At 69.8% G+C, this 22,500-nt stretch carries 22 protein-coding genes and 1 tRNA gene; 19 read left to right on the top strand and 4 right to left on the bottom strand.

All coding sequences use genetic code 11. From position 1 onward, the window contains the following. Positions 1-39 precede the first annotated feature (39 nt). Together ABWV53_RS08960 and ABWV53_RS08955 are read left to right on the top strand one after the other, a co-directional pair. Complete coding sequence (locus ABWV53_RS08960; RefSeq protein ID WP_353365029.1) at positions 40-1,011, top strand: alpha/beta hydrolase; 972 nt, start codon at positions 40-42, stop codon at positions 1,009-1,011. 2 nt (positions 1,012-1,013) lie between these two features. After that, positions 1,014-1,973, top strand: coding sequence for a YbgC/FadM family acyl-CoA thioesterase (locus tag ABWV53_RS08955; RefSeq protein WP_353365027.1), 960 nt, complete (start codon positions 1,014-1,016; stop codon positions 1,971-1,973). Positions 1,974-2,087: 114 nt separating this feature from the next. Here ABWV53_RS08955 and ygfZ read toward each other — a convergent pair whose 3' ends face one another. After that, positions 2,088-3,017 (bottom strand): CAF17-like 4Fe-4S cluster assembly/insertion protein YgfZ, encoded by a 930-nt coding sequence (gene ygfZ, locus ABWV53_RS08950; protein ID WP_353365025.1) that lies wholly within the window; start codon positions 3,015-3,017, stop codon positions 2,088-2,090. 45 nt (positions 3,018-3,062) lie between these two features. Between ygfZ and mltG the strand changes: the two genes are divergently transcribed. The 6 genes from mltG (at position 3,063) to ABWV53_RS08920 (ending at position 7,832) form a co-directional block, all read left to right on the top strand. Continuing rightward, positions 3,063-4,070: an endolytic transglycosylase MltG gene (gene mltG, locus ABWV53_RS08945; protein WP_502903853.1), complete on the top strand. Its 1,008-nt coding sequence runs from the start codon at positions 3,063-3,065 to the stop codon at positions 4,068-4,070. Between the two features lie 26 nt (positions 4,071-4,096). Continuing rightward, positions 4,097-4,786, top strand: coding sequence for a dTMP kinase (gene tmk, locus ABWV53_RS08940; protein WP_353365021.1), 690 nt, complete (start codon positions 4,097-4,099; stop codon positions 4,784-4,786). Further along, positions 4,783-5,784, top strand: a complete 1,002-nt coding sequence (locus tag ABWV53_RS08935; RefSeq protein ID WP_353365019.1) for a DNA polymerase III delta subunit-related protein — start codon at positions 4,783-4,785, stop codon at positions 5,782-5,784. The genes tmk and ABWV53_RS08935 overlap by 4 nt, the downstream gene beginning before the upstream one ends. Positions 5,785-5,815: 31 nt before the next feature. Next, positions 5,816-6,175, top strand: coding sequence for a PilZ domain-containing protein (locus tag ABWV53_RS08930; protein WP_353365017.1), 360 nt, complete (start codon positions 5,816-5,818; stop codon positions 6,173-6,175). Between the two features lie 176 nt (positions 6,176-6,351). Next, positions 6,352-7,161, top strand: a complete 810-nt coding sequence (locus ABWV53_RS08925; RefSeq protein WP_353365015.1) for a TatD family hydrolase — start codon at positions 6,352-6,354, stop codon at positions 7,159-7,161. Then, a complete protein-coding gene (locus ABWV53_RS08920) occupies positions 7,158-7,832 on the top strand; it encodes an ankyrin repeat domain-containing protein (protein ID WP_353365013.1) in 675 nt (224 codons plus the stop codon). The genes ABWV53_RS08925 and ABWV53_RS08920 overlap by 4 nt, the downstream gene beginning before the upstream one ends. 53 nt (positions 7,833-7,885) lie before the next feature. Here the strand turns inward: ABWV53_RS08920 and msbA are convergent, their stop codons facing one another. Next, complete coding sequence (gene msbA, locus ABWV53_RS08915) at positions 7,886-9,673, bottom strand: lipid A export permease/ATP-binding protein MsbA (RefSeq protein ID WP_353365011.1); 1,788 nt, start codon at positions 9,671-9,673, stop codon at positions 7,886-7,888. A gap of 130 nt (positions 9,674-9,803) precedes the next feature. On the opposite strand from msbA, the gene tolB reads away from it, so the two are divergent. From tolB to ABWV53_RS08890, 5 genes are all read left to right on the top strand, one after another. Further along, entirely contained in the window at positions 9,804-11,126 is a 1,323-nt protein-coding gene (gene tolB, locus ABWV53_RS08910; RefSeq protein ID WP_353365009.1) for a Tol-Pal system beta propeller repeat protein TolB, read from the top strand. A gap of 47 nt (positions 11,127-11,173) precedes the next feature. Then, positions 11,174-11,719 carry a peptidoglycan-associated lipoprotein Pal gene (gene pal / locus ABWV53_RS08905; protein ID WP_353365007.1) on the top strand — a complete coding sequence of 182 codons (546 nt, stop codon included), beginning with the start codon at positions 11,174-11,176 and terminating at the stop codon, positions 11,717-11,719. A gap of 14 nt (positions 11,720-11,733) precedes the next feature. After that, the gene (gene ybgF, locus ABWV53_RS08900; protein ID WP_502903852.1) at positions 11,734-12,495 is read left to right on the top strand and encodes a tol-pal system protein YbgF; all 762 of its coding nucleotides are present in this window, start codon (positions 11,734-11,736) and stop codon (positions 12,493-12,495) included. A gap of 14 nt (positions 12,496-12,509) precedes the next feature. After that, entirely contained in the window at positions 12,510-13,310 is an 801-nt protein-coding gene (locus ABWV53_RS08895) for a tRNA threonylcarbamoyladenosine dehydratase (protein WP_502903888.1), read from the top strand. A 49-nt stretch (positions 13,311-13,359) separates the two neighbouring features. Then, positions 13,360-13,435: transfer RNA gene (locus ABWV53_RS08890), tRNA-Lys, on the top strand. Between the two features lie 224 nt (positions 13,436-13,659). Here ABWV53_RS08890 and ABWV53_RS08885 read toward each other — a convergent pair. Further along, positions 13,660-14,544 carry an aldo/keto reductase family oxidoreductase gene (locus tag ABWV53_RS08885; protein WP_353365003.1) on the bottom strand — a complete coding sequence of 295 codons (885 nt, stop codon included), beginning with the start codon at positions 14,542-14,544 and terminating at the stop codon, positions 13,660-13,662. 100 nt (positions 14,545-14,644) lie between these two features. On the opposite strand from ABWV53_RS08885, the gene ABWV53_RS08880 reads away from it, so the two are divergent. The 4 genes from ABWV53_RS08880 (at position 14,645) to ABWV53_RS08865 (ending at position 17,506) form a co-directional block, all read left to right on the top strand. After that, the gene (locus ABWV53_RS08880; protein ID WP_353365001.1) at positions 14,645-15,607 is read left to right on the top strand and encodes a LysR family transcriptional regulator; all 963 of its coding nucleotides are present in this window, start codon (positions 14,645-14,647) and stop codon (positions 15,605-15,607) included. A gap of 168 nt (positions 15,608-15,775) precedes the next feature. Further along, positions 15,776-16,033 carry a ParD-like family protein gene (locus tag ABWV53_RS08875; protein WP_353364999.1) on the top strand — a complete coding sequence of 86 codons (258 nt, stop codon included), beginning with the start codon at positions 15,776-15,778 and terminating at the stop codon, positions 16,031-16,033. Next, complete coding sequence (gene map, locus ABWV53_RS08870; RefSeq protein ID WP_353364997.1) at positions 16,033-16,824, top strand: type I methionyl aminopeptidase; 792 nt, start codon at positions 16,033-16,035, stop codon at positions 16,822-16,824. Before ABWV53_RS08875 ends, map begins: the two co-directional genes overlap by 1 nt. Before the next feature lie 232 nt (positions 16,825-17,056). After that, positions 17,057-17,506: an acyl-CoA thioesterase gene (locus ABWV53_RS08865; RefSeq protein WP_353364995.1), complete on the top strand. Its 450-nt coding sequence runs from the start codon at positions 17,057-17,059 to the stop codon at positions 17,504-17,506. A gap of 45 nt (positions 17,507-17,551) precedes the next feature. On the opposite strand, the gene ABWV53_RS08860 is transcribed toward ABWV53_RS08865, so the two are convergent. Continuing rightward, a complete protein-coding gene (locus tag ABWV53_RS08860) occupies positions 17,552-19,579 on the bottom strand; it encodes a gamma-glutamyltransferase family protein (protein WP_353364993.1) in 2,028 nt (675 codons plus the stop codon). A gap of 249 nt (positions 19,580-19,828) precedes the next feature. Between ABWV53_RS08860 and pncB the strand changes: the two genes are divergently transcribed. Together pncB and ABWV53_RS08850 are read left to right on the top strand one after the other, a co-directional pair. Beyond that, on the top strand, positions 19,829-21,049 hold the full coding sequence (gene pncB, locus ABWV53_RS08855) for a nicotinate phosphoribosyltransferase (protein WP_353364991.1): 1,221 nt from the start codon (positions 19,829-19,831) through the stop codon (positions 21,047-21,049). Beyond that, a complete protein-coding gene (locus ABWV53_RS08850; RefSeq protein WP_502903850.1) occupies positions 21,046-22,488 on the top strand; it encodes a sodium:proton antiporter in 1,443 nt (480 codons plus the stop codon). The genes pncB and ABWV53_RS08850 overlap by 4 nt, the downstream gene beginning before the upstream one ends. Positions 22,489-22,500: the final 12 nt, after the last annotated feature.

Genomic DNA, 22,500 nt, shown 5'->3' with positions numbered 1-22,500 from the left:
TTTTTACCCCACCCCTGCTGCCTTTTCCACCCGCCGACCATGCCCCCGCCCTCCGCAACCCTGACCCCGAAGATGGCCGATGTGCTCGACCGCATGGCACGCGCCGGCCGCCCGCCGCTGCACACCCTGGGCCCGGTGCGTGCCCGCGCCGCCTATGAAGCGGGCGCCGGCGTGCTGGAAGTGCCCAAGGCCCCGCTGGCCCGCGTGGAGGAGCTGGGCATTCCCGCGCGCGACGGGGCGGTGCTGCCGGCGCGGCTCTACGCCCCGGTCGCCCGGGGCGGGCCCGGCGCTGCCGGCCTGCCGCTGCTGCTCTACCTGCACGGTGGCGGCTTCACCGTGGGCAGCGTGCAGACCCACGACGTGCTGTGCCGCGAACTGGCCCGCCTGGCCGGCTGCATGGTGGTGTCGCTCGATTACCGCCTGGCGCCCGAGCATCGCTTTCCCACCGCATCGAACGACGCCTGGGACGCACTGGCCTGGCTGGCCGCGCACGCGGGCGAGCTGGGCGCCGACCCGGCCCGGCTGGCCGTGGGCGGCGACAGCGCGGGCGGCACGCTGGCGGCGGTGAACGCCATCCTGGCGCGCGATGCCGGCCTGCCGCTGGCGCTGCAGCTGCTGTTCTACCCGGGCACGACGGCGCACCAGGACACGGAATCGCACCGTCGCTTCGCCCATGGCCTGGTGCTGGATGCCGAGGCCATCGACTGGTTCTTCAGCCAGTACATCGAGCACCCGCAAGACCGCGAGGACTGGCGCTTCGCCCCCCTGCTGGCACCCGACGTGGACGGCGTCGCCCCCGCCTGGGTGGGCCTGGCCGAATGCGACCCGCTGGTGGACGAGGGCGTGGCCTATGCCGACCGCCTGCGCGCCGCCGGCGTGCCGGTGGACCTGGAGATCTACCGGGGCGTCACGCACGAATTCATCAAGATGGGCCGGGCCATTCCCGAGGCGCGGCAGGCCCATGCCGACGCGGCCCGCGCCCTGCGCGGCGCCTTCGGACTGGAGCCCTGACCATGCCATCGACCCCCGTCACCTCCGTCACCGCCGTCACCGCCGAGGGCCGCCCCCGCCGCGCCCAGTTCCGCTGCCTGCACCGCCTGCGGGTGCGCTGGGCGGAGGTGGACATGCAGAAGATCGTCTTCAATGCCCACTACCTCATGTACGCCGACAACGCCATGGGCGAATACTGGCGCCAGCTGGCCGTGCCCTACGAAGCGGGCATGCACGTGCTGGGCGGCGAGCTCTACGTGAAGAAGGCCGAGGTGGAATACCACGCCTCCGCCCGGCTCGACGACGTGCTGGACGTGGGACTGCGCTGCGTGCGCATGGGCACGACGTCGCTGCGTTTCGCCTTCGGCATCTTCTGCGGCGACCGGCTGCTGGTGTCGGGCGAGCTGGTCTACGTCTTTGCCGACCCCGCCAGCCAGACCTCGCGCCCGGTGCCGGCCGCGCTGCGCGCCCTGGTCGAGCGCTTCGGCGCGGGCGAGCCGATGGTGGAAGTGCGCGTCGGCGACTGGGCGACGCTCGGCCCGGCCGCTTCGGCCCTGCGCACCGAGGTGTTCGTCGCGGAGCAGGGCATCGCCGCCGCGCTGGAGCAGGACGGCCGCGACGCCGGCGCCGTGCACGCCGTCGCGTACAACCGCCTGGGGCTGCCGGTGGCCACCGGCCGCCTCTTGCAGGGCGGGCCGGGCGGACCAGGCGCGGAGGGCGAAGGGCTCATCGGCCGCATGGCGGTGGACCGGGCCGTGCGCGGCCAGGGCTGGGGCCGCGAGGTGCTGGACGCCCTGGTGCAGGCCGCCACCGGGCGGGGCGATGGCCTGGTGACGCTGCACGCCCAGGCGACGGCGGAGGCGTTCTACCGCCGGGCGGGCTTTTCGGTGGTGGGCGCGCCGTATGAAGAGGCCGGCATTCCCCACGTCACCATGCAGCGCAGCCTGGGCGCCGCTACAAAATCAGGAGCGGCTGGCGCTTGATGCGTGGGGCTTTCAAAGGGAAAAGGCCCAGAACCCTTGATGGACCATCGCCGGCAGCTATCGATTGCATAGCATCGGCGCCGATGGGGCCTGCGCCGCCGCCGGCCCTGCGGGTCAGATGTCGTCCAGCAGCGCGTAGGGCAGCGGCTGCAGCGTCAGCGCCGGGCCGTCCGCGCTGGCGGCGGTGAGCGCCGTGCCGTCCGCCGCGCCGATCTGCATGGAGACGATCAGGTCCACGCCGCCGCCGGGCGCTGGCGCGGCCTGCACCACGGTGCCCACCGGCTGCTCGGCGTCGCCGCCCGCGAACACCTCGCTGCCCACCGCCACGTCGGCCGCCGCGTGCGCCAGGTAGGCGCGGCGCTTGAGCGTGCCGCGGAACTGGCTGCGCGCCACCACTTCCTGGCCCGGGTAGCAGCCCTTCTTGAAGTTGACGCCGCCCACCGACTCGTAGTTGAGCATCTGCGGAACGAAGGCCTCGACCACCGGCTGGGCCAGCGTGGCGACGCCTGCCTGCACCTCGCTCCACTGCCAGAGCGCTTCGCCGAGAGCCGCACCGGTCGGCGCGGGCGTGCCGGCCGGCGCCACCCAAAGCGCCCGTGGCTGGCCCTGGGCGGGGTAGAGGCGCACGACCGTGGCGCCGTCCACGTCCCGCCGCGACCAGGGCGCGTCGGCGCCCGCCAGCAGCGCCTGGGCGGCGGAACCGGCCAGGCCGCAGAGGGCGAAATCGCCGGTGGCGTCGGTCAGTTTGGCCTTGGCGCGCAGCACGAACATCGACAGGCGCTTGAGCGTGGGCGCCAGCAGATCGCGCGAGCAGATCAGCAGCACCTCGGTGGCGCTGCGCTTGAAGCCGATGAAGCTCGCCTGCATGCGGCCCTTGGCCGAGAGGAAGGCGGCCAGGCGGGCCTCCTGCATGCCGAGCAGCGCGAAATCCTGCGTCAGCTGGCCGTGCAAAAAGGCGGCGGCATCGGCGCCTTCGACGCGGATCACGCCCAGGTGAGCGAGCGGCGCGACGCCGTCCAGGAGCGGGGGCAGGGAAGAAGTCATGCCTGAATTATGATGCCCGGTTCCTTTCATACAGGCAGCAGGGTCGTGCGTCGTTTCCTCGCATTGGTGGTGGTCATTCTTCTCGCGGCGGGCGCCACGGCGGCCTGGTGGCTGCACGCGCCGATGCCGGTGGCGCCCCGTGCGGGCGTGGCGCCGGGCGAGCCGCTGGAGCTGGCCATCGAGCCCGGCACCACCCCGCGCGGCGTGGCCCAGGCCGTGGCCGCCGCCGGCGTGGCCATCGACCCCCGGGTGCTCTACGCCTGGTTCCGCGTGTCGGGGCAGGACCGGCTCATCAAGGCGGGCAACTACGAGATTCCGGTGGGCACCACGCCCCGCGAGCTGCTGCAGAAGCTGGTGCGCGGCGAAGAGGCCCTGCGCGCCGTGACGCTGGTGGAAGGCTGGACCTTCCGGCAGGTGCGCCAGGCGCTCGCGCGTGAGGAGCAACTCAAGCCCGAAACCGCTGGCCTGCCCGAGGCCGAGATCATGCAGCGCTTGGGCCGCCCGGGCGTGGCGGCGGAAGGCCGGTTCTTCCCCGACACGTATACCTACGCCAAGGGCAGCAGCGACCTCGCGGTGCTGCGCCGCGCCCTGCACGCCATGGACAAGAAGCTGGAGGCCGCCTGGGCGCAGCGCGCCGCCGACACGCCCTTGAAGTCGGCCGACGAGGCGCTGACCCTCGCCAGCATCGTCGAGAAGGAAACGGGCCGCGCCTCCGACCGGGCGCAGATCGCCGGGGTGTTCACCAACCGCCTGCGCATCGGCATGCTGCTGCAGACCGACCCCACCGTGATCTACGGCATGGGCGAGAAGTTCGACGGCAACCTGCGCCGCCGCGACCTGCAGACCGACACGCCCTGGAACACCTACACCCGCGCCGGCCTGCCGCCCACGCCCATCGCCATGCCCGGCAAGGCGGCGCTGCTGGCCGCCGTGCAGCCTGAGCGCACGCAGGCGCTGTATTTCGTCTCGCGTGGCGACGGCACCAGCCATTTCAGCCCGACGCTGGACGAACACAACCGCGCCGTGAATCGCTACCAGCGCGGCCAGCAGTGACCCGGCCCGGCATGGAAGCACCCACCTTGACGACCCCACACGCGACGCCTGCGAAGGCAGGGCTTTTCATCACGTTCGAGGGCATCGACGGCGCGGGCAAGTCCTCGCACATCGACGCGCTGGCCGCCGCCCTGCGCGCGCAGGGCCGCCAAGTGGTGGTGACCCGCGAGCCCGGCGGCACGCCGCTGGCCGAGAAGCTGCGCACGCTGCTGCTGAACGATGCGATGGACCCGCTGACCGAAGCGCTGCTGGTCTTCGCCGGCCGGCGCGACCATCTGCGGTGCGTGATCGAGCCGGCGCTGGCGCGGGGCGACGTGGTGCTGTGCGACCGCTTCACCGACGCCACCTTCGCCTACCAGGGCGCGGGCCGGGGCTTCGATGTCCGTTTGCTATCGATTTTGGAGCATATGGCCCAAGCTGCACCGGCGCTGGGGGGCGATTCGATTCGACACCCCGACCTCACGCTGTGGTTCGACCTGCCGCCCGCCGACGCCGCCGCACGCCTGGCCGCCGCGCGCACGCCCGACCGGTTCGAGTCGCAGCCCGAAGATTTCTTCGCCCGCGTCGCCCAGGGCTATGCCGATCGCGCCGCCGGCGCGCCCGCGCGCTTCGTGCGGCTGGATGCGCGGCAGGAGCGGGGCGCCGTCTGGGCGCAGCTGGCGGCGGCCCTGGCCGAGCGCGGCCACCTGCCCGCGGCCGCCGGGGCCACGGCATGAGCGCCGCGCCCGTCGCGCCCTGGATCGCCCAGCAGCGGCAGGCCCTGCTCGCGCAGCGCGGCCACGCCTGGCTGCTGCAGGGCCCGTCGGGCCTGGGGCAGTACCCGCTGGCGCTGGAGCTGGTGCGCGCCTGGCTGTGCGACGCGCCCACGGCGGACGGCGCCTGCGGCGTGTGCACCAGCTGCCACGCCATCGATGTGCGCGCCCATGCCGACCTGTGCGTGCTGATGCCCGAGACGCAGATGATGGAACTGGGCTGGCCGCTGCCCGAGAAGGCCCAGGCCGACATCGACGACAAGAAACGCAAGCCCAGCCGCGAGATCCGCGTGGATGCGATGCGCGACGCGGTGGAGTTCTGCCAGCGCACCTCGGCACGCGGGCGTGGCAAGGCGGTGCTGGTCTATCCGGCCGAGCAGATGAACCACGTCACCGCCAACGCGCTGCTCAAGACACTGGAGGAGCCGCCCGGCGACGTGCGCTTCGTGCTGGCGACGGAAGCGGCGCACCAGCTGCTGCCCACCATCCGCAGCCGCTGCCTGGGCCACACCATGGTCTGGCCGCAGGACGCCGCCATGCACGGCTGGCTGGCGGGGCAGGGCGTGGCGCCGGAGGCGGCCACCGCATTCCTGCGGGCCGCTGGCGGCCGTCCCGACGACGCGCTGGCGATGGCCCGCGCCGGGCGCAGCCCCGACGCCTGGGCGCGCCTGCCCAAGGCGATGGCGCGCGGCGACGCGACGGCACTGGCCGACTGGTCGCCCGCCCAGGCGGTGGACGCGCTGCAAAAGCTCTGCCACGACCTGCTCGCGCACCGGGTGGGCGCGGCGCCGCGCTACTTCGACGCGGCCGACCTGCCCGCGCCGCCGGGTGTCGGCCCGCTCACCCGCTGGGGCCGGGCGCTGGCCAAGGAGGCCCGCACGGCGGAGCACCCGTTCAACGCCGGCCTGATGCTGGAGGCCTTGGCGGCGCAGGCGCGAAACGCCCTACACTCGAAACATTGAAGACCCGCCGCCGAACCGCCCCACCACGTCCATGAACAGCCCCCTCAACGCGCCGCGCCCCAGCGTCATGCAGCTGGCCATCAAGGAGAAGGCGGCACTGTATGCGGCCTACATCCCGTTCTTCGCCGAGGGCGGCATCTTCGTTCCCACCGCCCGCGAATACCGCCTGGGCGACGACGTCTACGTGCTGCTCACCCTGCCGGAAGACACGCAGCGCTACCCTGTGGCCGGCCGGGTGGCGTGGGTCACGCCGGCGCGTGCGGCGGGCAACCGCACCCAGGGCGTGGGCATCCAGTTCCCGAAGGACGAGAAGTCGCGCCAGCTGAAGGCCAAGATCGAGGAAATCCTGGGCGCCGCGCTGGGCTCCGACCGGCCCACCCAGACGATCTGAGCCGCGCCCGGCCCGCCTGTACGCCCACCCGTAGGCCCCCCCGTAGGCCCACTTCTGCGCCCGATGCCGACCGTGCACACCGGTCGGCATTCGTTTTTGTGGATACTGCCGGTGCTGCGCCGCCCGGGGCCGTGCCCCGCTGGCCCGGCCTCCACCGTTCCGTCATCCCGTACCGCATGTTCACCGACTCCCACTGTCACCTCAACTTTCCCGAGCTGCTCGAGCAGCTGCCGCAGATCCGCCAGGCCATGGCCGACGCCCGCGTGGACCGGGCGCTCTGCATCTGCACGACGATGGAAGAGTTCGCGGGGGTACATGCCCTCGCCACCGGCTACGACAACTTCTGGGCCACGGTGGGCGTGCATCCCGACAACGAAGGCGTGGTCGAGCCGTCGCTGCAGGATCTGCTGGACGGCGCCGCGCTGCCCCGCGTGGTGGCGATCGGCGAAACCGGGCTCGACTACTACGGCATGGAAGACCGCAAGGGCGGCCGCTCCGTGGCCGACCTGGAGTGGCAGCGCGAGCGCTTTCGCACGCACATCCGGGCCGGCCGGGCCACGCGCAAGCCGCTCGTCATCCACACCCGCAGCGCGTCGGACGACACGCTCGCCATCCTGCGGGAGGAGGGCGAGGACGGGGCCGGCAACCTGGCGGGCGGCGTCTTCCACTGCTTCACCGAGACGGCGGAAGTGGCGCGCGCCGCGCTCGACCTGGGCTATTACCTGTCCTTTTCCGGCATCGTCACGTTCAAGAACGCCCAGCACCTGTGCGACGTGGCCGCCTTCGTGCCGATGGACCGGCTGCTGATCGAGACCGACAGTCCCTATCTGGCGCCGGTGCCGTACCGGGGCAAGACCAACAATCCTTCGTACGTGCCCTTCGTGGCGCAGCAGCTGGCGGCCGTCAAGGGCGTGACCGTGGAGGAGGTGGCCGAGGCCACCAGCCGCAATTTCGACAACCTGTTCTTCAAAGGAGTGACGCCATGATCCACCGGCGGCATTGCATGACCTGGATGGCGCTGCTGGCGATGGGCGGCTGCGCCCATGCCGGCGCCTACGACGATTTCTTCACGGCCATCATCCGCGACGACGGCGGCGCCATCACCGCGCTGGTCAGGCGCGGCTTCGACCCCAACACCCGCGATGCCAAGGGCCAGGTCGGCCTGACGCTGGCGCTGCGCGAAGGCTCCATGAAGGCCTTCGACGCCTTGATGAAGGCTCCCGGCATCAAGGTGGAGGCGCGCAATGCGCAGGACGAGAGCCCGCTGATGATGGCGGCGATCAAGGGTAACCTGCCCGCCGCCCGCGCGCTGATCGCCAAGGACGCCGACGTGAACAAGACCGGCTGGACGCCGCTGCACTACGCGGCCTCGTGCACCACCGACGACGCCGCGGCGATGACCAACCTGCTCCTGGAGAACCATGCGTACATCGATGCCGGCTCGCCCAACGGCACCACGCCGCTGATGATGGCCGTGCGCTACGGCGCCGCCGACGTCGCGCGCGTGCTGCTGAAGGAGGGCGCCGACGTGACCATCAAGAACCAGCTGGGCATGACGGCGCACGACTTCGCCGTGGGCGCCGACCGCAAGGACATGGTGGAGCTGATCGCCGAGGCCATGCGCCGCCGCCAGCCGCCGCGCCAGGGCAAGTGGTGAGCCGCTGCTGAAGGCCGCGCGGCGCTGCGGCCGCCGCCTTCGGGCTCAACCGGTCACGGCGCGCTGTGCCGTGACTGCAGGCGCGCATACAGCCCGCCGCTCGCCATCAGCTCGTCGTGCGAGCCTTGCTCCGCGATGCGGCCCCGCTCCATCACGACCACGCGGTCGGCGTGCTCGATGGTGGAGAGCCGGTGCGCGATCACCAGGGTCGTGCGACCGCGCATCAGGCGCTGCAGAGCCTCCTGCACCAGGCGCTCGGATTCGGTGTCGAGCGCCGAGGTGGCTTCGTCCAGGATGAGGATGGGAGCGTCCTTGTAAAGCGCCCGGGCGATGGCCAGGCGCTGGCGCTGGCCGCCCGAGAGCTGCGTGGCGTTGTGGCCCACCAGCGTGCGCATGCCCTGCGGCAGCGCCGCCACGTGTTCGGCCAGGTTGGCCGCCGCCAGGCACGCCTGCACGCGGGCCTCGTCGATCTGGCCGCCCAGCGCCACGTTGGCGGCCACGGTGTCGTTGAACATCACGACGTCCTGGCTGACCATGGCGAACTGGCTGCGCAGCGATTCCAGGTCCCACTGCGGCACGGGCACGCCGTCGACCAGCACCTCGCCCGCCGTGGGCGCGATGAAGCGCGGCAGCAGGTTGACCAGCGTAGTCTTGCCGGCGCCCGAAGGGCCGACCAGGGCGACGATCTCGCCCGGGCGGATGTCCAGCGTCACGCCGTCGAGCGCCTGGGCATGGTCGGTGCCGAACGACACGGCCACGTCGCGCAGCGCGATGGCGCCCGTCGCACGCTGGGCGCGGTGCGTGCCGCCGGTTTCGGCGGGGGAGCTTTCCAGCAGCGCGAGGCCGCGCTCCAGCGCCGCCACGCCGCGCGTGATGGGGTTGGCGACGTCCGCCAGGCGGCGGATGGGCGCGATCAGCATCAGCATGGCGGCGATGAAGGAGGCGAAGCCGCCCACCGTCACGTCGCGGCTGCCTGCCACCTGGGCTTGCCAGAGCGCGATGCAGATCACTGCCGACAGGGCGCCGGCGGCCAGCAGCTGGGTGAGCGGCGTCATGGCGGCCGAAGCGATGGTGGACTTGATGGCCAGCCCGCGCAGGCTCTGGCTCAGCTGGTGGAAGCGGCCGGCCTGGCTGCCCTGCGCGCCGTGCAGCCGCACCATGCGGTGCGCGAGCACGTTCTCCTCCACCACGTAGGCCAGGTCGTCGGTGGCCTGCTGGCTGCTCTTGGTGAGCTTGTAGAGCCGGCGCGACAGGGTCTTCATGATCCAGGCCACGCCCGGCACCAGCACGGCGACGATCAGGGTCAGTTGCCAGTTGAGGTAGATGAGGTAGCCCAGCAGGGCCACCAGCGTGAATCCGTCGCGCGACAGGCCCATCAACGCCTGCACCAGCGACAGGAAGCCGGTCTGCACCTCGTACACCACGGTGTTGGAAAGCGCGCTGGCCGACTGCCGGCCGAAAAGACCCATGTCTGCGGCCAGCAGCCGGTCGAACAGCGCCTGGCGCAGCTTGAGCATGCCCTCGTTGGCGATGCGGGCGAGGGCGTACTGCCCGCAGAACTGCGCCAGGCCCCGGATCAGGAAGACGCCCATGATGGTCACGGGCACCATCCACAGCTGCAGCGTGCCTTCGGTGAACCCCTGGTCCAGCAGGGGTTTGAGCAGGGCCGGAATGAGCGGTTCGGTGATCGCGCCGACCAGCGTGGCGGCTATGGCGATGGCCCACAACATGCGCTGGTTGGCGAAGTAGGGGTAGAGCCGTTTCAGCCGTGTGAACAGGGGAGGCGTCGTGGTTTTCCCGGTTGACGGGTCCTGCGTGACGCTATGATTCGAAGGTTGCATGAGGGACGGATTCTAAGTTTTCAGCCTTGGCAGCCTGCACAGATTGTCACAGGCATCTGCAGGCGATGTGTAACATGGCTGGCTCCATTGCCGGCACCCTTGCGGTTACCCGATCGTTGACCCATCACCAATGACTACTGACCGAACCTCCCCTCTCGTCTCTCCCCTCGCGGCACTGCCGCACCTCTCCCGGCGGCACGCGGTGGCCGCCCTCGCGGCCACCTCGGCCCTGCCTGCATTGGCCCAGTTCCGCGTGGAAATCAGGGGTGTGGGCCTGACCCAGCGGCCCATCGCGATCGTGCCGTTCCGCGGCGAAGCGCAGTCGCCGCAGAAGATCTCCGCCATCGTGCAGGCCGACCTGGAGCGCAGCGGGCAGTTCGTGGGCATCGACGCCACCGGCGTCGCGCTCGATGAGTCCACCCGTCCGGACGTGGCGCAGTGGCGCGAGAAGAAGGCCGATTCGCTCGCGTCCGGCAGCATCACGCGGCTGGCAGACGGCCGCTACGACATCCGCTTTCGCCTGTGGGACCTGGTCAACGGGCAGGACCTGGGTGGCCAGAGTTTCGTGGTCACCGAGGCCGACCTGCGGCTGGTGGCGCACCGCATCGCCGACTACATCTACGAGAAGCTGACCGGCGAGCGCGGCGTCTTCTCCACCCGCATCGCCTACGTCACCAAGGCCGGCTCGCGCTTCAGCCTGTGGGTGGCCGATGCCGATGGCGAGAACGCCCAGTCGGCCCTCTCCAGCCCCGAGCCCATCATCTCGCCCGCCTGGTCTCCGACGGGTGGCCAGCTGGCCTATGTGTCGTTCGAGTCCCGCAAGCCCGTGGTGTACGTGCACGACGTCTCGAGCGGCCGCCGCCGGCTGATCGCCAACTTCCGCGGCTCCAACAGCGCGCCCGGCTGGTCGCCCGACGGCCGCACGCTGGCGGTGACGCTGAGCCGCGACGGCGGCTCGCAGCTCTACCTGATCGACGCCGCGGGCGGCGAGCCGCGCCGCCTGATGCAGAGCAGCGGCATCGACACCGAGCCCACGTTCTCCAGCGACGGTCGCAGCATCTACTTCGTCAGCGACCGGGGCGGCGCGCCGCAGATCTATCGCGTATCGGCCTCCGGCGGCAACGCCGAGCGCGTGACCTTCACCGGCTCCTACAACATCTCTCCCTCTGTCAGCGCGGACGGCCAGTGGTTGGCCTACATCTCCCGCATAGGCGGCGCCTTCAAATTGCACGTCATGGATCTAAAGTCCGGCACGGTCACGGCCGTGACCGATACGTCGGCCGACGAGAACCCGAGCTTTGCTCCGAACAGCAAGCTGATCGTATATGCGAGCCAGCAGCAGGGACGCGAGGCGTTGATGACCACCACGCTGGACGGTCGCATCAAGGCGCGCCTGGCCGGCAAGAGCGGCGACATTCGGGAGCCCGACTGGGGCCCGTTCCAGAAGCAATGATTTTGGTTAGTTTTTATTTGAAGCATCAGCCCGACAGGAGAAATTGAATGATGAATGCCAAGCTCAAACGCGTGTCCCTCGCTCTCGCCATCACCGCCTTGATGGCCGGTTGCAGCTCTGGCGTGAAGCTGGAGGACGCGCCGGTCGAAGACCGTGGCGCGACGTCCACCGTCCCCGGCGGCGCCAACACCGGCAGCTCCAACCAAAGCGGCGTGGCCCCTGTCAACCTGGACGCTTCTGCCCGTGACGGCGCCGGCCCCGTCGGCGTGGCCCGCATCGTCTACTTCGACTACGACAGCTACGTCATCAAGGGCGAGTTCCAGTCGCTGCTGGACGCGCACGCCCGCTTCATCAAGGCATCGCCCAACCGCAAGGTCATGATCGAAGGCCATACCGACGACCGTGGCGGCCGCGAATACAACCTGGCGCTGGGCCAGAAGCGTGCCGAGGCCGTGCGCCGCGCTCTGGGCCTGCTGGGCGTGCCCGACAGCCAGATGGAAGCTGTGAGCTTCGGCAAGGAAAAGCCTGCCGTTCAAGGCAACAGCGAAGACGCGCACGCGCAGAACCGCCGCGCCGAACTGTCCTACCGTTGATGGCGGCGCAGCGCATGAGCACCCGTTACGGTGCGCTGGCTGCGCTGGCAGCTGCGATGTGGGTGGCGGCGGCGCCGGTCAGCCACGCCGCGCTGTTCGAGGACGACGAGGCACGCCGCGCCATCCTCGAGTTGCGCCAGCGCGTGGATGTGCTGCAGCAAGGCGGACAACGCGCAGGCGACGAGACGTCGCAGATGCGCCGCAGCCTGCTGGAACTGCAGACCCAAATCGAGACCTTGCGCTCCGAGCAGGCCAGCCTGCGGGGGCAGAACGAGCAACTGCTGCGCGACGTGGCGGACCTGCAGCGCCGCCAGAAGGAAATCGCCCAGGGCGTGGACGAGCGCCTGCGGCAGTTCGAGCCGGCCAAGGTGACCGTCGACGGCCGCGAGTTCCAGGCCGACCCGGCCGAGAAGCGCGACTTCGATGCCGCACTGGCCGTATTCCGGGCGGGCAAGTTCCCCGACGCCGTGCCGCTCTTCACCAACTTCCTGCGCCAGTACCCGTCGGGTGGCTACGCGCCGTCGGCGCGGTTCTGGCTCGGCAACGCCCAGTACGCCACGCGCGACTACAAGGAAGCGATCAACAACTTCAAGGCACTGCTGGCCACGGCGCCCGACCACGCCCGCGCGCCGGAAGCGGCTCTCTCGATCGCCAATTGCCAGGTCGAGTTGAAGGACACGCGTGCCGCCCGCAAGACGCTGGAAGACCTGATCAAGGCCTATCCGCAATCCGAGGCGGCCACCGCCGCCAAGGAACGCCTGGCGCGCTTGAAGTGACGTCCTCCCTCGCCGTGCCTGCCGCGTCAGAGGTCCCGGCGCAGGATGCCGGGGATGCCGAGCTCGAACGTCGCTTCGGCGGGCTGGCCCGGCTGTACGGCGTGGACGGCGCCGCGCGTATCCGATGCGCGCATGTCGTGGTCGTGGGCGTGGGCGGCGTCGGCTCCTGGACGGCCGAGGCCCTGGCACGCAGCGGCGTGGCCCGCCTTACTTTGGTGGACATGGACCATGTCGCCGAATCCAATATCAATCGCCAGATCCACGCGTTGAGCAACACGGTGGGCCAGGCCAAGATCGAGGCCATGCGGCAGCGCATCGCGCTCATCCACCCGGGCTGCCGTGTCGATGCTATCGACGACTTCGTCTCTCCCGAGAACTGCTATGCGTTGCTGCCCCCCGGCTGCAACGCGGTGATCGACGCCTGCGACGACGCCAAGGCCAAGACCGCCATCGCCGCCTGGGCGATGGCGCGGCGGGGCCTGCCGTTCATCACGGTCGGCGCGGCGGGGGGCAAACGCCTGGCACATCTCGTCGATGTGGACGACCTCTCCAGGACCACGCACGACCCCTTGCTCGCCCAACTGCGCTACCGCCTGCGCAAGCAGCATGGCGCCGCACGGGAGGGCAAGAAGATTGGCGTCGTCTGCGTGTTCAGCCGCGAAGCCGTGGCGCCCCCGCACCCGACGTGCGAGGTCGCTGAAGGAGACGGCAGCCTGAATTGCCATGGCTACGGCTCCGTGGTGGCCGTCACCGCCACCTTTGGCCAGTGCGCGGCGGGCTGGGTGCTCGACGCCCTGGCGAAATCGGCCACCTGAAAAACCAAGCTATAATCCGAGGCTTTGCTGCAACGCAGGTTGTTTGCAAGGGACGTTAGCTCAGTTGGTAGAGCAGCGGACTTTTAATCCGTTTGTCGTGGGTTCGACCCCCGCACGTCCCACCATCAATGGCCCTTACTGGGCTTGGCGCCGCAGCTATCGAAATGGTAGCTGCGGCGTTTCACTTTCTGGCAGGTGTGGAATGGTTCGGGGGGGGTCTCCCGTGCAACATCTATACATCGGAGCAGTTCGACTGCGTAGGGCGGCCCGCATGACTGTCTCGCCGCGGCCAGGGAAAGTCCCGCCCGGTCACTCGACTAGCCGGCCCCACGACCCAGAACCCATGACCTCACGATCGCTGTGCCGCCATGGAGTCCAATCGGCTCATGGCCTCCTGCGGCAGGCTCAGACTGCCAGCCGCAAGGTTCTCGTGCAGGTGCTTCACCGAAGAAGTTCCAGGAATCAACACGATGTTGGGTGATCTCCGGAGCAGCCAAGCCAGCGCGACCTGCATGGGTGTGGCTTCAAGCCGTTGCGCCACTTCCGACAGCACGGTCGACTGGAGCGGTGAGAACCCACCCAAAGGAAAGAACGGCACGTAGGGCACGTCCTGGCTGGCCAGGCTGTCGATCAGGGCATCGTCGTCGCGGTGCACGAGGTTGTAATGGTTCTGCACACACGCAATGCGGCAAATGCGCCGGCCATCGGCGATCTGCCTGGTCGTGACGTTGCTGAGACCGATATGCCCGACCAAGCCCTGCTGCTGCAGTTCTGCGAGGGCGGTGAGGGGTTCTTCCAGCGAGCCTTCCGCAGGGCCGTGGATATCGAACATCGCGCGCAGGTTCACTACCTCCAGCCTCTCCAGTCGGAGGTGGCGCAGGTTGTCGTGCACCGCCTGGCGCAATTGTCCAGACGACAGCGCGGCATCCCACGAGCCGTCTGGGCCACGCAGGCAACCGACCTTGGTCACGATGACCAAATCGGCCCGATAGGGATGCAACGCTTCGCGGGTGAGCTGATTCGTGACGTGCGGTCCGTAGAAGTCGCTGGTGTCGATATGGTTCACCCCGGCCTCGACAGCGGCACGCAGCACGGCGACTGCGGATGCAGGGTCCTTGGGCGGGCCAAAGACGCCGGGTCCGGCCAGTTGCATGGCGCCGTAGCCCATACGGCGCACTGGGCGGTCTCCCAGGAGGACGGTGGTGGAGGTGGAGGCGGTGGCGGGATGGCTCATGTTGTGACGCGATAAGTTGCAGAGGTGGAGGCACTGTAGTCAGCGGCCGGCTGTCTGATAAGCCGGCACAATGCGCACGGCCTGTGCAGAACTTGAAACAATGAACATCGACCTGGGTGACCTCAACGCGTTTCTGGCTGTGGCGCGCACCAGGGGATTCCGTGAAGGTGCCCGCGCCAGTGGTACTAGCGCATCCGGCCTGAGCCTGGCCGTGCGGCGGCTGGAGTCTCGGCTGGGGGTGCGGCTGTTGCATCGCACGACGCGCAGCGTGGTTCCGACCGAAGCCGGCCAGCGCCTGCTGGAACGCCTGGGTCCGGCGTTGGGAGAAGTGGCGAGCGCCCTGGACGTGGTGAATGGTTTCCGCGACAAGCCGGCCGGAACACTGCGCCTGAACGTTCCCTTGAGCGCATCGCGTCTGGTGCTGCCCGCGCTGGTGCCGGAATTCCTGCGCGCCTTCCCCGATATCCAGCTGGAGGTCGTCGCCGAAGATGGCTTCGTGGATCTGCTGGCCAGCGGTTGCGAAGCCGGTATCCGCTACGACGACCGTCTGGAGCAGAACATGGTGGCCGTTCCCATCGGCCCCCGCATGCAGCGCTTCGCCGCCGCCGCATCGCCTTCCTACCTCGACCGCTGCGGGCGGCCGTCGCACCCTCGCGAATTGCTGCAGCACGCCTGTCTGCGTGGGCGTTTTGCCAGCGGCACCGTGCCGCCCTGGGACTTCGAACGCGACGGCGAGTCGGTTCGTGTCGATCCTGTGCCGCGCATGGTGGTGCGCCTGGGCGCCGCGGCCGACCTCGCGGTGGATGCCGCCATCGGCGGCGCCGGCGTGGTCTATCTGTTCGAAGACTGGCTGCGGCCGCATCTGGCGAGCGGTCAGCTCGAGCCGGTGCTGGCCGACTGGTGGCCGAGCTTCTCCGGCCCTTTTCTCTACTACTCGGGACGCACCCTGTTGCCTGCCCCTCTCAAAGCCTTCGTGGATTTCGTGCGGGAGCGCGCTTCGGCACCTGGCACGGCTGCTTTGAGCGATCCCTGGCAGCGACGTGCAGAGTCTCCAGCGGCATGAAGAGCTGGGAAGGAACATTGGCGGCGGTTGTTCCTTCCGGTCCTCTTTGCGATGACCTTGGAGGGCTTTTCTTCACAGTGTGCTGATACCTCGGTCCCTGCGCCCGACTCGGCGAGCTCGCAGCAGGCGCATATACAATTCGCTTATGTTTTGTGTATTCATCGTGTAATGGGCATCGTCAAAATCTCGGACGCGACGCACGACAACCTGCGCATCGCAGGTGCCGCGCTCAGCAGATCTATCAACGCGCAGGCGGAGCACTGGATGCGGGTCGGCATGCTCGCCGAGTTGCATCCCGAGCTCGATCACCGGGCGATCTGTCAGTTGCTGGTGCGCGCCGAACTGGCTGGCGGGATGGACATCGCGGCGGCGGTGGTGGATGCGGCTTCCGCCCGCCCTGCATCGCCCCGGGCAGGCCGGCATTGATGGCGCACGGTGTGTCCATCCTGTCGGCCGACGAACTGGTGATGGCCAGGCGCGCAGCGGCCTTGGCCGCTGACGTGCTGGCCATGATCGAGCCGCATGTCGTGCCGGGCGTGACCACCGAGGCGCTCGACCGGCTCTGCCGCGACTACATCGTCGGCGTGCAGGGCGCGCGGCCCGCCAATGTCGGCTACAGCGGCTATCCCAAGACCATCCTGACGTCCGTCAACCACGTCGTCTGCCATGGCATTCCCTCCGCCGACAAGATCCTCAAGCAGGGCGACATCGTCAACATCGACGTGGCGGTCGACAAGGACGGCTGGTTCGGGGACACGAGCCGCATGTTCTTCGTCGGCGCGCCGAGCGTGCTGGCGCGGCGGTTGGTCCATGCGACCTACGAGGCGATGGCCGCGGGCATCAGGCAGGTCAAACCCGGCGCGCGCCTGGGCGACGTCGGGCACGCGATCGAGTCGGTGGCGCGGCGCGAGCGATTCAGCGTGGTCCGCGAGTACTGCGGGCATGGCATCGGCAGGGTCTACCACGACGAGCCGCAGGTGCTGCACTACGGGCAACCGGGCACCGGCTTGCCACTGGAGGCCGGAATGATTTTCACCATCGAGCCCATGCTTAACGCGGGCAGGCGGGACATCAAGGAGCTGGCCGATGGCTGGACCGTGGTGACCCGGGACCGGTCTCTCTCCGCCCAGTGGGAGCACATGGTGGCCGTCACACCAGAGGGATATGAAGTGCTGACGGCCTGGCCGGGCGGCACGGGCGGCTATCCACCCCTGTAGCGCCCGCCGCACAACGGCATTGCGTGACGGCGCGCCGGCCACTCCGTGCTGCCCATCCGGCGACACCCCTGGCTCGACAGCGCGGCCGCCAGCCCGGAAACTGCGCTGCACATCAACCGGCGCCGTGGCCACCACGCGCCCCCGCGGAGAAACCGTCGTGACGAATCCAAGCAAAGACCGGCAAGGCGAAGAAGGCGCGGCTGGCACCGCCCCGGCTGCAGGCCCTGTGTCCATGCCGCCCCGGCCCCGGCCGCTTTCACGCGCCGACTATGCCGTCTTTCACACCATCACCACCCGGTGGGGCGACAACGACGCCTACGGCCATGTGAACAACGTCGTCTACTACAGCTGGTTCGACACGGCGGTCAACGCCTACCTGATCGGCCAGGGCGCGCTCGACATCCACCATGGCGACACCATCGGCCTCGTGATCGAGACGCAGTGCAACTACTTCGCGCCGCTGGCCTTTCCGCAGACGGTGGAGGCAGGCATCCGCGTGGCGCGCATGGGCACCAGCAGCGTGCGCTACGAAGTGGGCCTCTTCGCCGAGGGCGCAGCGCAGACCGCGGCATGCGGCCACTTCGTGCATGTGTACGTGGGGCGGGGCGACCGGCGCCCCCGGCCGCTGCCGGCGGCGCTGCAGGCCGCGCTGGCCCGGCTGCGGGTGCGCGGCAGCGACTGACGGGGGCCGGCCGCGCAACGTGCGCGCCGGCCCGGTGCCCGTGCGTCAGGGCTGGAAGGTGTCGCCCAGCACCACGCCTTCGCGGCGCGGGTCGGCGCCGCCTTGCAGCACGCTGGCGCCATTGCGCTGCACGCGCATGATGGTGCTGATGCCGCTCGATTGCGCCGAGGTGGACACGGTATGCCCCAGTGCCCGCAGGCCGGTGACCAGCGGGTCGTTCGCGCCGCCGTTGGCCGTGTTCACGTTCGGGTGCTCGCCGCCCACCGACGTGGTGGCGCTGTTGCTGGCGCCGAAGTCGATGAGCGACGTGGCCTGCTGCGCGTCCAGGCCCCAGTCGAGCGCGCCCACCACCGTCTTCACCACGTACTGGATGATCGTGCCGCCGCCCGGCGATCCGGTGCCCATCACGAAATCGCCCATGCCGCCGTCGGCCGCCTTCTTGAACACCAGCGTGGGCGCCATCGAGCTGCGGGGCCGCTTGCCCGGCTCCACGCGGTTGGCGACGGCCGCGCCCGTGCTGTCCGTGGGCGTGGCCGAGAAGTCGGTCAGCTGGTTGTTCAGCACGAAGCCTTGCGTCATGTGGAACGATCCCAGGCTGGCCTCCACCGTGGTCGTCATCACCACCACGTTGCCCTGGCGGTCGACGATGGTGAAGTGCGTCGTGCCCTTCTCATCGATCAGGCTCACGCCCTGCGGATTGGTGCCCAGCACGCCGGCGGTGGCGGTGCCCATGCTGCGCGTCGGGCTGATCAGGTCGGCGCGGCTGCGCAGGTAGGGCTTGTTCAGCATCGTGTTCCACGTGCCGCCGGGAAGCGGCACGAAGTCCGTGTCGGCCACGTACTTGTCGCGGTCGGCATAGGCCAGGCGCTCGGCTTCGCTCACCAGGTGCACGCCCATCACCGTGGGCTTGCCGCCCTCGATGTCGATGGCGGTGGGCTTGTGCGCGGCCAGGTCGAAGTTCTCGAGGATGCCCAGGGCCGACGCTACGGCGATACCGCCGGACGAGGGTGGCGACATGCCGCAGACCCAGTAGTCGCGGTAGGTCGTGCAGACCGGATCGCGGCGCTTGGCCTGGTAGTTGGCCAGGTCGCTCAGCTCCGTCAGGCCGGGCGTGATCGGCACGGCCGGGTTGCCGCCGCTGGTGACCTTGATCTTGTCGACGATGCCCTGGGCGACCGGGCCGGTGTAGAACGCGTTGGCGCCGCCGTTGGCGATGGTGGTCAGCGTGGTGGCATATGCCGGGTTGCGGATGACCGTGCCCAGCGGCTTGGGGCTGCCATCGGCGTTCAGGAAGTAGGCCGCGGCCTCGGCGTCGCGCGCCAGGCTGCTGGCGGATCCCGAGATGGCGCCGGCCATGCGGCCGCTGATCGGAAAGCCGTCCGTCGCCAGCTTGACGGCATTGGGAAAGAGGTCCTTCCACGCCAGCTTGCCGTGGTCGCGTTGCGCCATCTCCAGCATGCGCACGGCGCCGGGCGTGCCGATGGAGCGGCCGCTGGCGCGCGCGCCGCCCGGCTGGGGCAGCGTGCGGTCGGTGTCGCTCACCCAGCGCAGGTAGTTCTGGGTGGCCGCGGCCGGCGCGGTCTCGCGGCCGTCATAGGCCTGCACCTTGCGGGTCGCCGCGTCGTAATGCAGCATGAAGGCGCCGCCGCCCAGGCCGGACGACTGCGGTTCCACCAGGCCCAGCACCATCTGCACGGCCACGGCCGCGTCGGCCGCCGTGCCGCCCTGCTTCAACACGTCGCAGCCCGCGCGCGACGCGAGCGGGTTGGCGGTCGAGACCATGTAGTTCTTGGCGTAGACGGCCGTCTTGCCCACCCGGTAGCCCGATGCGGGCTCGGGCGCCGCCGGGTCGCCCGGCAGGCCCGAGCCCACCACGACCGAGCCGCCGCCGCTCACCACCGTGCAGGCAGAGGCTTCGGCGACGGGATCGCCGCCGTTGCCGTCGTTGCTGCTGCCGCCGCAGCCGGACAGCACCAGCAGGCAGGCCGTCAGCGTGGCAGAGAGGCGCCATGCGGGGCGGATGCCATCGCCTTGAAGCGATGGCGTGGAAAGGGGCAGGGTGCGAGAGGCCATGGGCAGTTGCCTTTGCTTTCTTGGTGGGTGGTTGGGGAATGCGGAACGTGCCGTTGTCTCATCGGCGGATGCAGCTTAACCCTCGCAGGCAGCGTTGCAAGCCATGCGCGGCCGGCAGGCACACATCGCAACATTTGGGCGAAGGGCCCGCAACCGCGGCCCGCAGGGGCTTGGTGCCACAATGGCGCAAGAGACAAGCCCTCGACGGCACCTTCGCCAGATTCGCGCTTTCCGCAGCGCGGAGTTCACATGATCATCACCAGCCTGCTCGATACCGACCTGTACAAGTTCACCATGATGCAGGTCGTGCTGCACCAGTTTCCCGGCGCGCAGGTCGAATACCGCTTCAAGTGCCGCAACCCCGGCGTGGCGCTCGCGCCCTACGCCAGCGAGATTCGCGACGAGATCCGCTCGCTCTGCAGCCTGCGGTTCCAGGACGCCGAGCTGGCCTACCTGCGTTCGCTGCGCTTCATCAAGAGCGACTTCGTCGACTTCCTCGCGCTCTTCCGGCTGAACGAAAAGTACATCTCCGTCACCGCGCTGCCCTCGGGCGAGCTCGAGATCGCCATCGCCGGGCCGTGGCTGCACACCATCCTCTTCGAGATTCCGGTGCTGGCCATCGTCAACGAGGTCTACTTCCGCAACACGCAGAAGGTGCCCGATTTCCCCGAAGGCCGGCGCCGGCTCGACACCAAGATCGCGCAGCTGCAGGGCGAGGGCCTGGCCGAACTCAAGATCGCCGACTACGGCACGCGGCGCCGCTTCAGCCGGGCCTGGCACGAAGAGGTGCTGCGCGTGCTGTGCGCCCGCCTGGGCACGGGCGACCGGCGGCCCGACCGGGCCGGCGGGCCCGGCCAGTTCGCGGGTACGAGCAACGTGCTCTACGCGATGAAGCTGGGCCTGACCCCGCTGGGCACCATGGCGCACGAGTACCTGCAGGCCTGCCAGGCGCTGGGCCCGCGCCTGCGCGACAGCCAGATCTACGGCTTCGAGATGTGGGCGCGCGAATACCGGGGAGACCTGGGCATCGCGCTCTCGGACGTGTACGGCATGAACGCCTTCCTGCGCGATTTCGACCTGTACTTCTGCAAGCTGTTCGACGGCGCCCGGCATGACAGCGGCGACCCCTTCGCCTGGGGCGAGCGCCTGCTGGACCACTACCGCAAGAACCGCGTGGACCCGCTCACCAAGACACTCATCTTCAGCGACGCGCTCACCGTGCCGCGCACCATCGCCCTGTACCGCCAGTTCCAGGGCCGCTGCCAGCTGGCCTTCGGCATCGGCACCAACCTCACCAACGACCTGGGCGACGCCCCGGCGCACGTGCCGCTGCAGATCGTCATCAAGATGACGCGCTGCAACGGCCAGCCGGTCGCCAAGCTGTCCGACACGCCGGGCAAGGGCATGTGCGACGACGAGGCCTACCTGGCCTACCTGCGGCAGGTGTTCGAGATCCCCGTCACCGCATGACCGGAGGGCGGCTGCACCTTCGTGCGATGCGGCTCGCGCTGGCGGCGCTGCTGGCGCTGCCCGCCGTGGCCGGCGCGGCCGAGCTGGACGGCGCCGCGCTCTCGCTCGCCTGGGGCGTGCCGTTCGCGGGCCTGCTGCTGTCGATCGCGCTGATGCCGCTCGCGGCGCCCGCGTTCTGGCACCACCATTTCGGCAAGGTGACGGCGGCGTGGGCGCTGGCCTTCCTGCTGCCCTTCGGCGCCGCGTTCGGCCCGGTGGCGGCCGCCGCCGGCGTGGTGCATGCGCTGCTGGCGGAATACCTGCCGTTCGTGATTTTGCTCACCGCGCTCTACACGGTGGCGGGCGGGATCCACATCCGCGCCGACCTGCGCGGAACGGCGGGGGTGAACACGGCGCTGCTGGCCATCGGCGCGGCCCTGGCCAGCGTGATGGGCACGACCGGCGCGTCGATGCTGCTCATCCGCCCGCTCTTGCGCGCCAACGCGCACCGCACGCGCCAGGCCCACGTCGTGGTGTTCTTCATCTTCATCGTCTCCAACGCGGGCGGCGCGCTCACGCCGCTGGGCGACCCGCCGCTGTTCCTGGGCTTCCTGAAAGGCGTTGCCTTCTTCTGGACCTTCACGCACATCGGGCCGCAGACGCTCTGGCTGGTCGGCGTGCTCCTGGGCCTCTTCTACGCGCTCGACACCTGGCAGCTGCGGCGCGACCCCGGGGCGCCTGCGGTCGCTGCGGCTGTGGGCACCGCCCGGCCGCAGGCGACGCGGATCGTCTTCGACGGGCAGATCAACTTCGCGCTGCTGGGCCTGGCCGTGGCCCTGGTGCTGCTGAGCGGCGTGTGGAAGAGCCCGCTGGCGTGGGACGTCGCCGGCACCCGGGTCGGCCTGCCCGGGCTGGTGCGCGATGCCGGTCTGGTCGCCGTCACGCTGCTGTCCCTGGCGCTCACGCCGCGCGGCGTGCACGCCGCCAACCAGTTCAACTGGGCGCCGATGCAGGAAGTGGCCAAGCTCTTCGCCGGCATCTTCCTGACCATCGTCCCCGTCATCGCCATGCTGCAGGCGGGCACGGCGGGCCCGTTCGGCGCCATCGTGGCGGCGGTCACCCGGCCCGACGGCACGCCCGATCCGGCGGCGTACTTCTGGGCGACCGGGCTGCTCAGCTCATTCCTCGACAACGCGCCCACCTACCTGGTGTTCTTCAACACCGCCGGCGCCGATCCGGCGGTGCTGATGAGCGCGCTCGCGCCCACGCTGGCCGCCATCTCGGCGGGGGCGGTGTTCATGGGCGCCAATACCTACATCGGCAACGCGCCCAACCTCATGGTCAAGGCCATCGCCGAAGACCGTGGCGTGAAGATGCCGAGATTCTTCGGCTACATGCTGTGGTCGTTCGGCATCCTGTTGCCGCTCTTCGCCGTCATGACCCTCGTCTGGTTCCGCTGACTCTCCACACCC

The sequence above is a fragment of the Acidovorax sp. FG27 genome, from assembly GCF_040365715.1.
Classification (GTDB): domain Bacteria; phylum Pseudomonadota; class Gammaproteobacteria; order Burkholderiales; family Burkholderiaceae_C; genus Paracidovorax.
The sequence above is the reverse complement of the archived record's forward strand: the minus strand, read 5'-3'. Positions and strand labels throughout refer to the sequence as shown.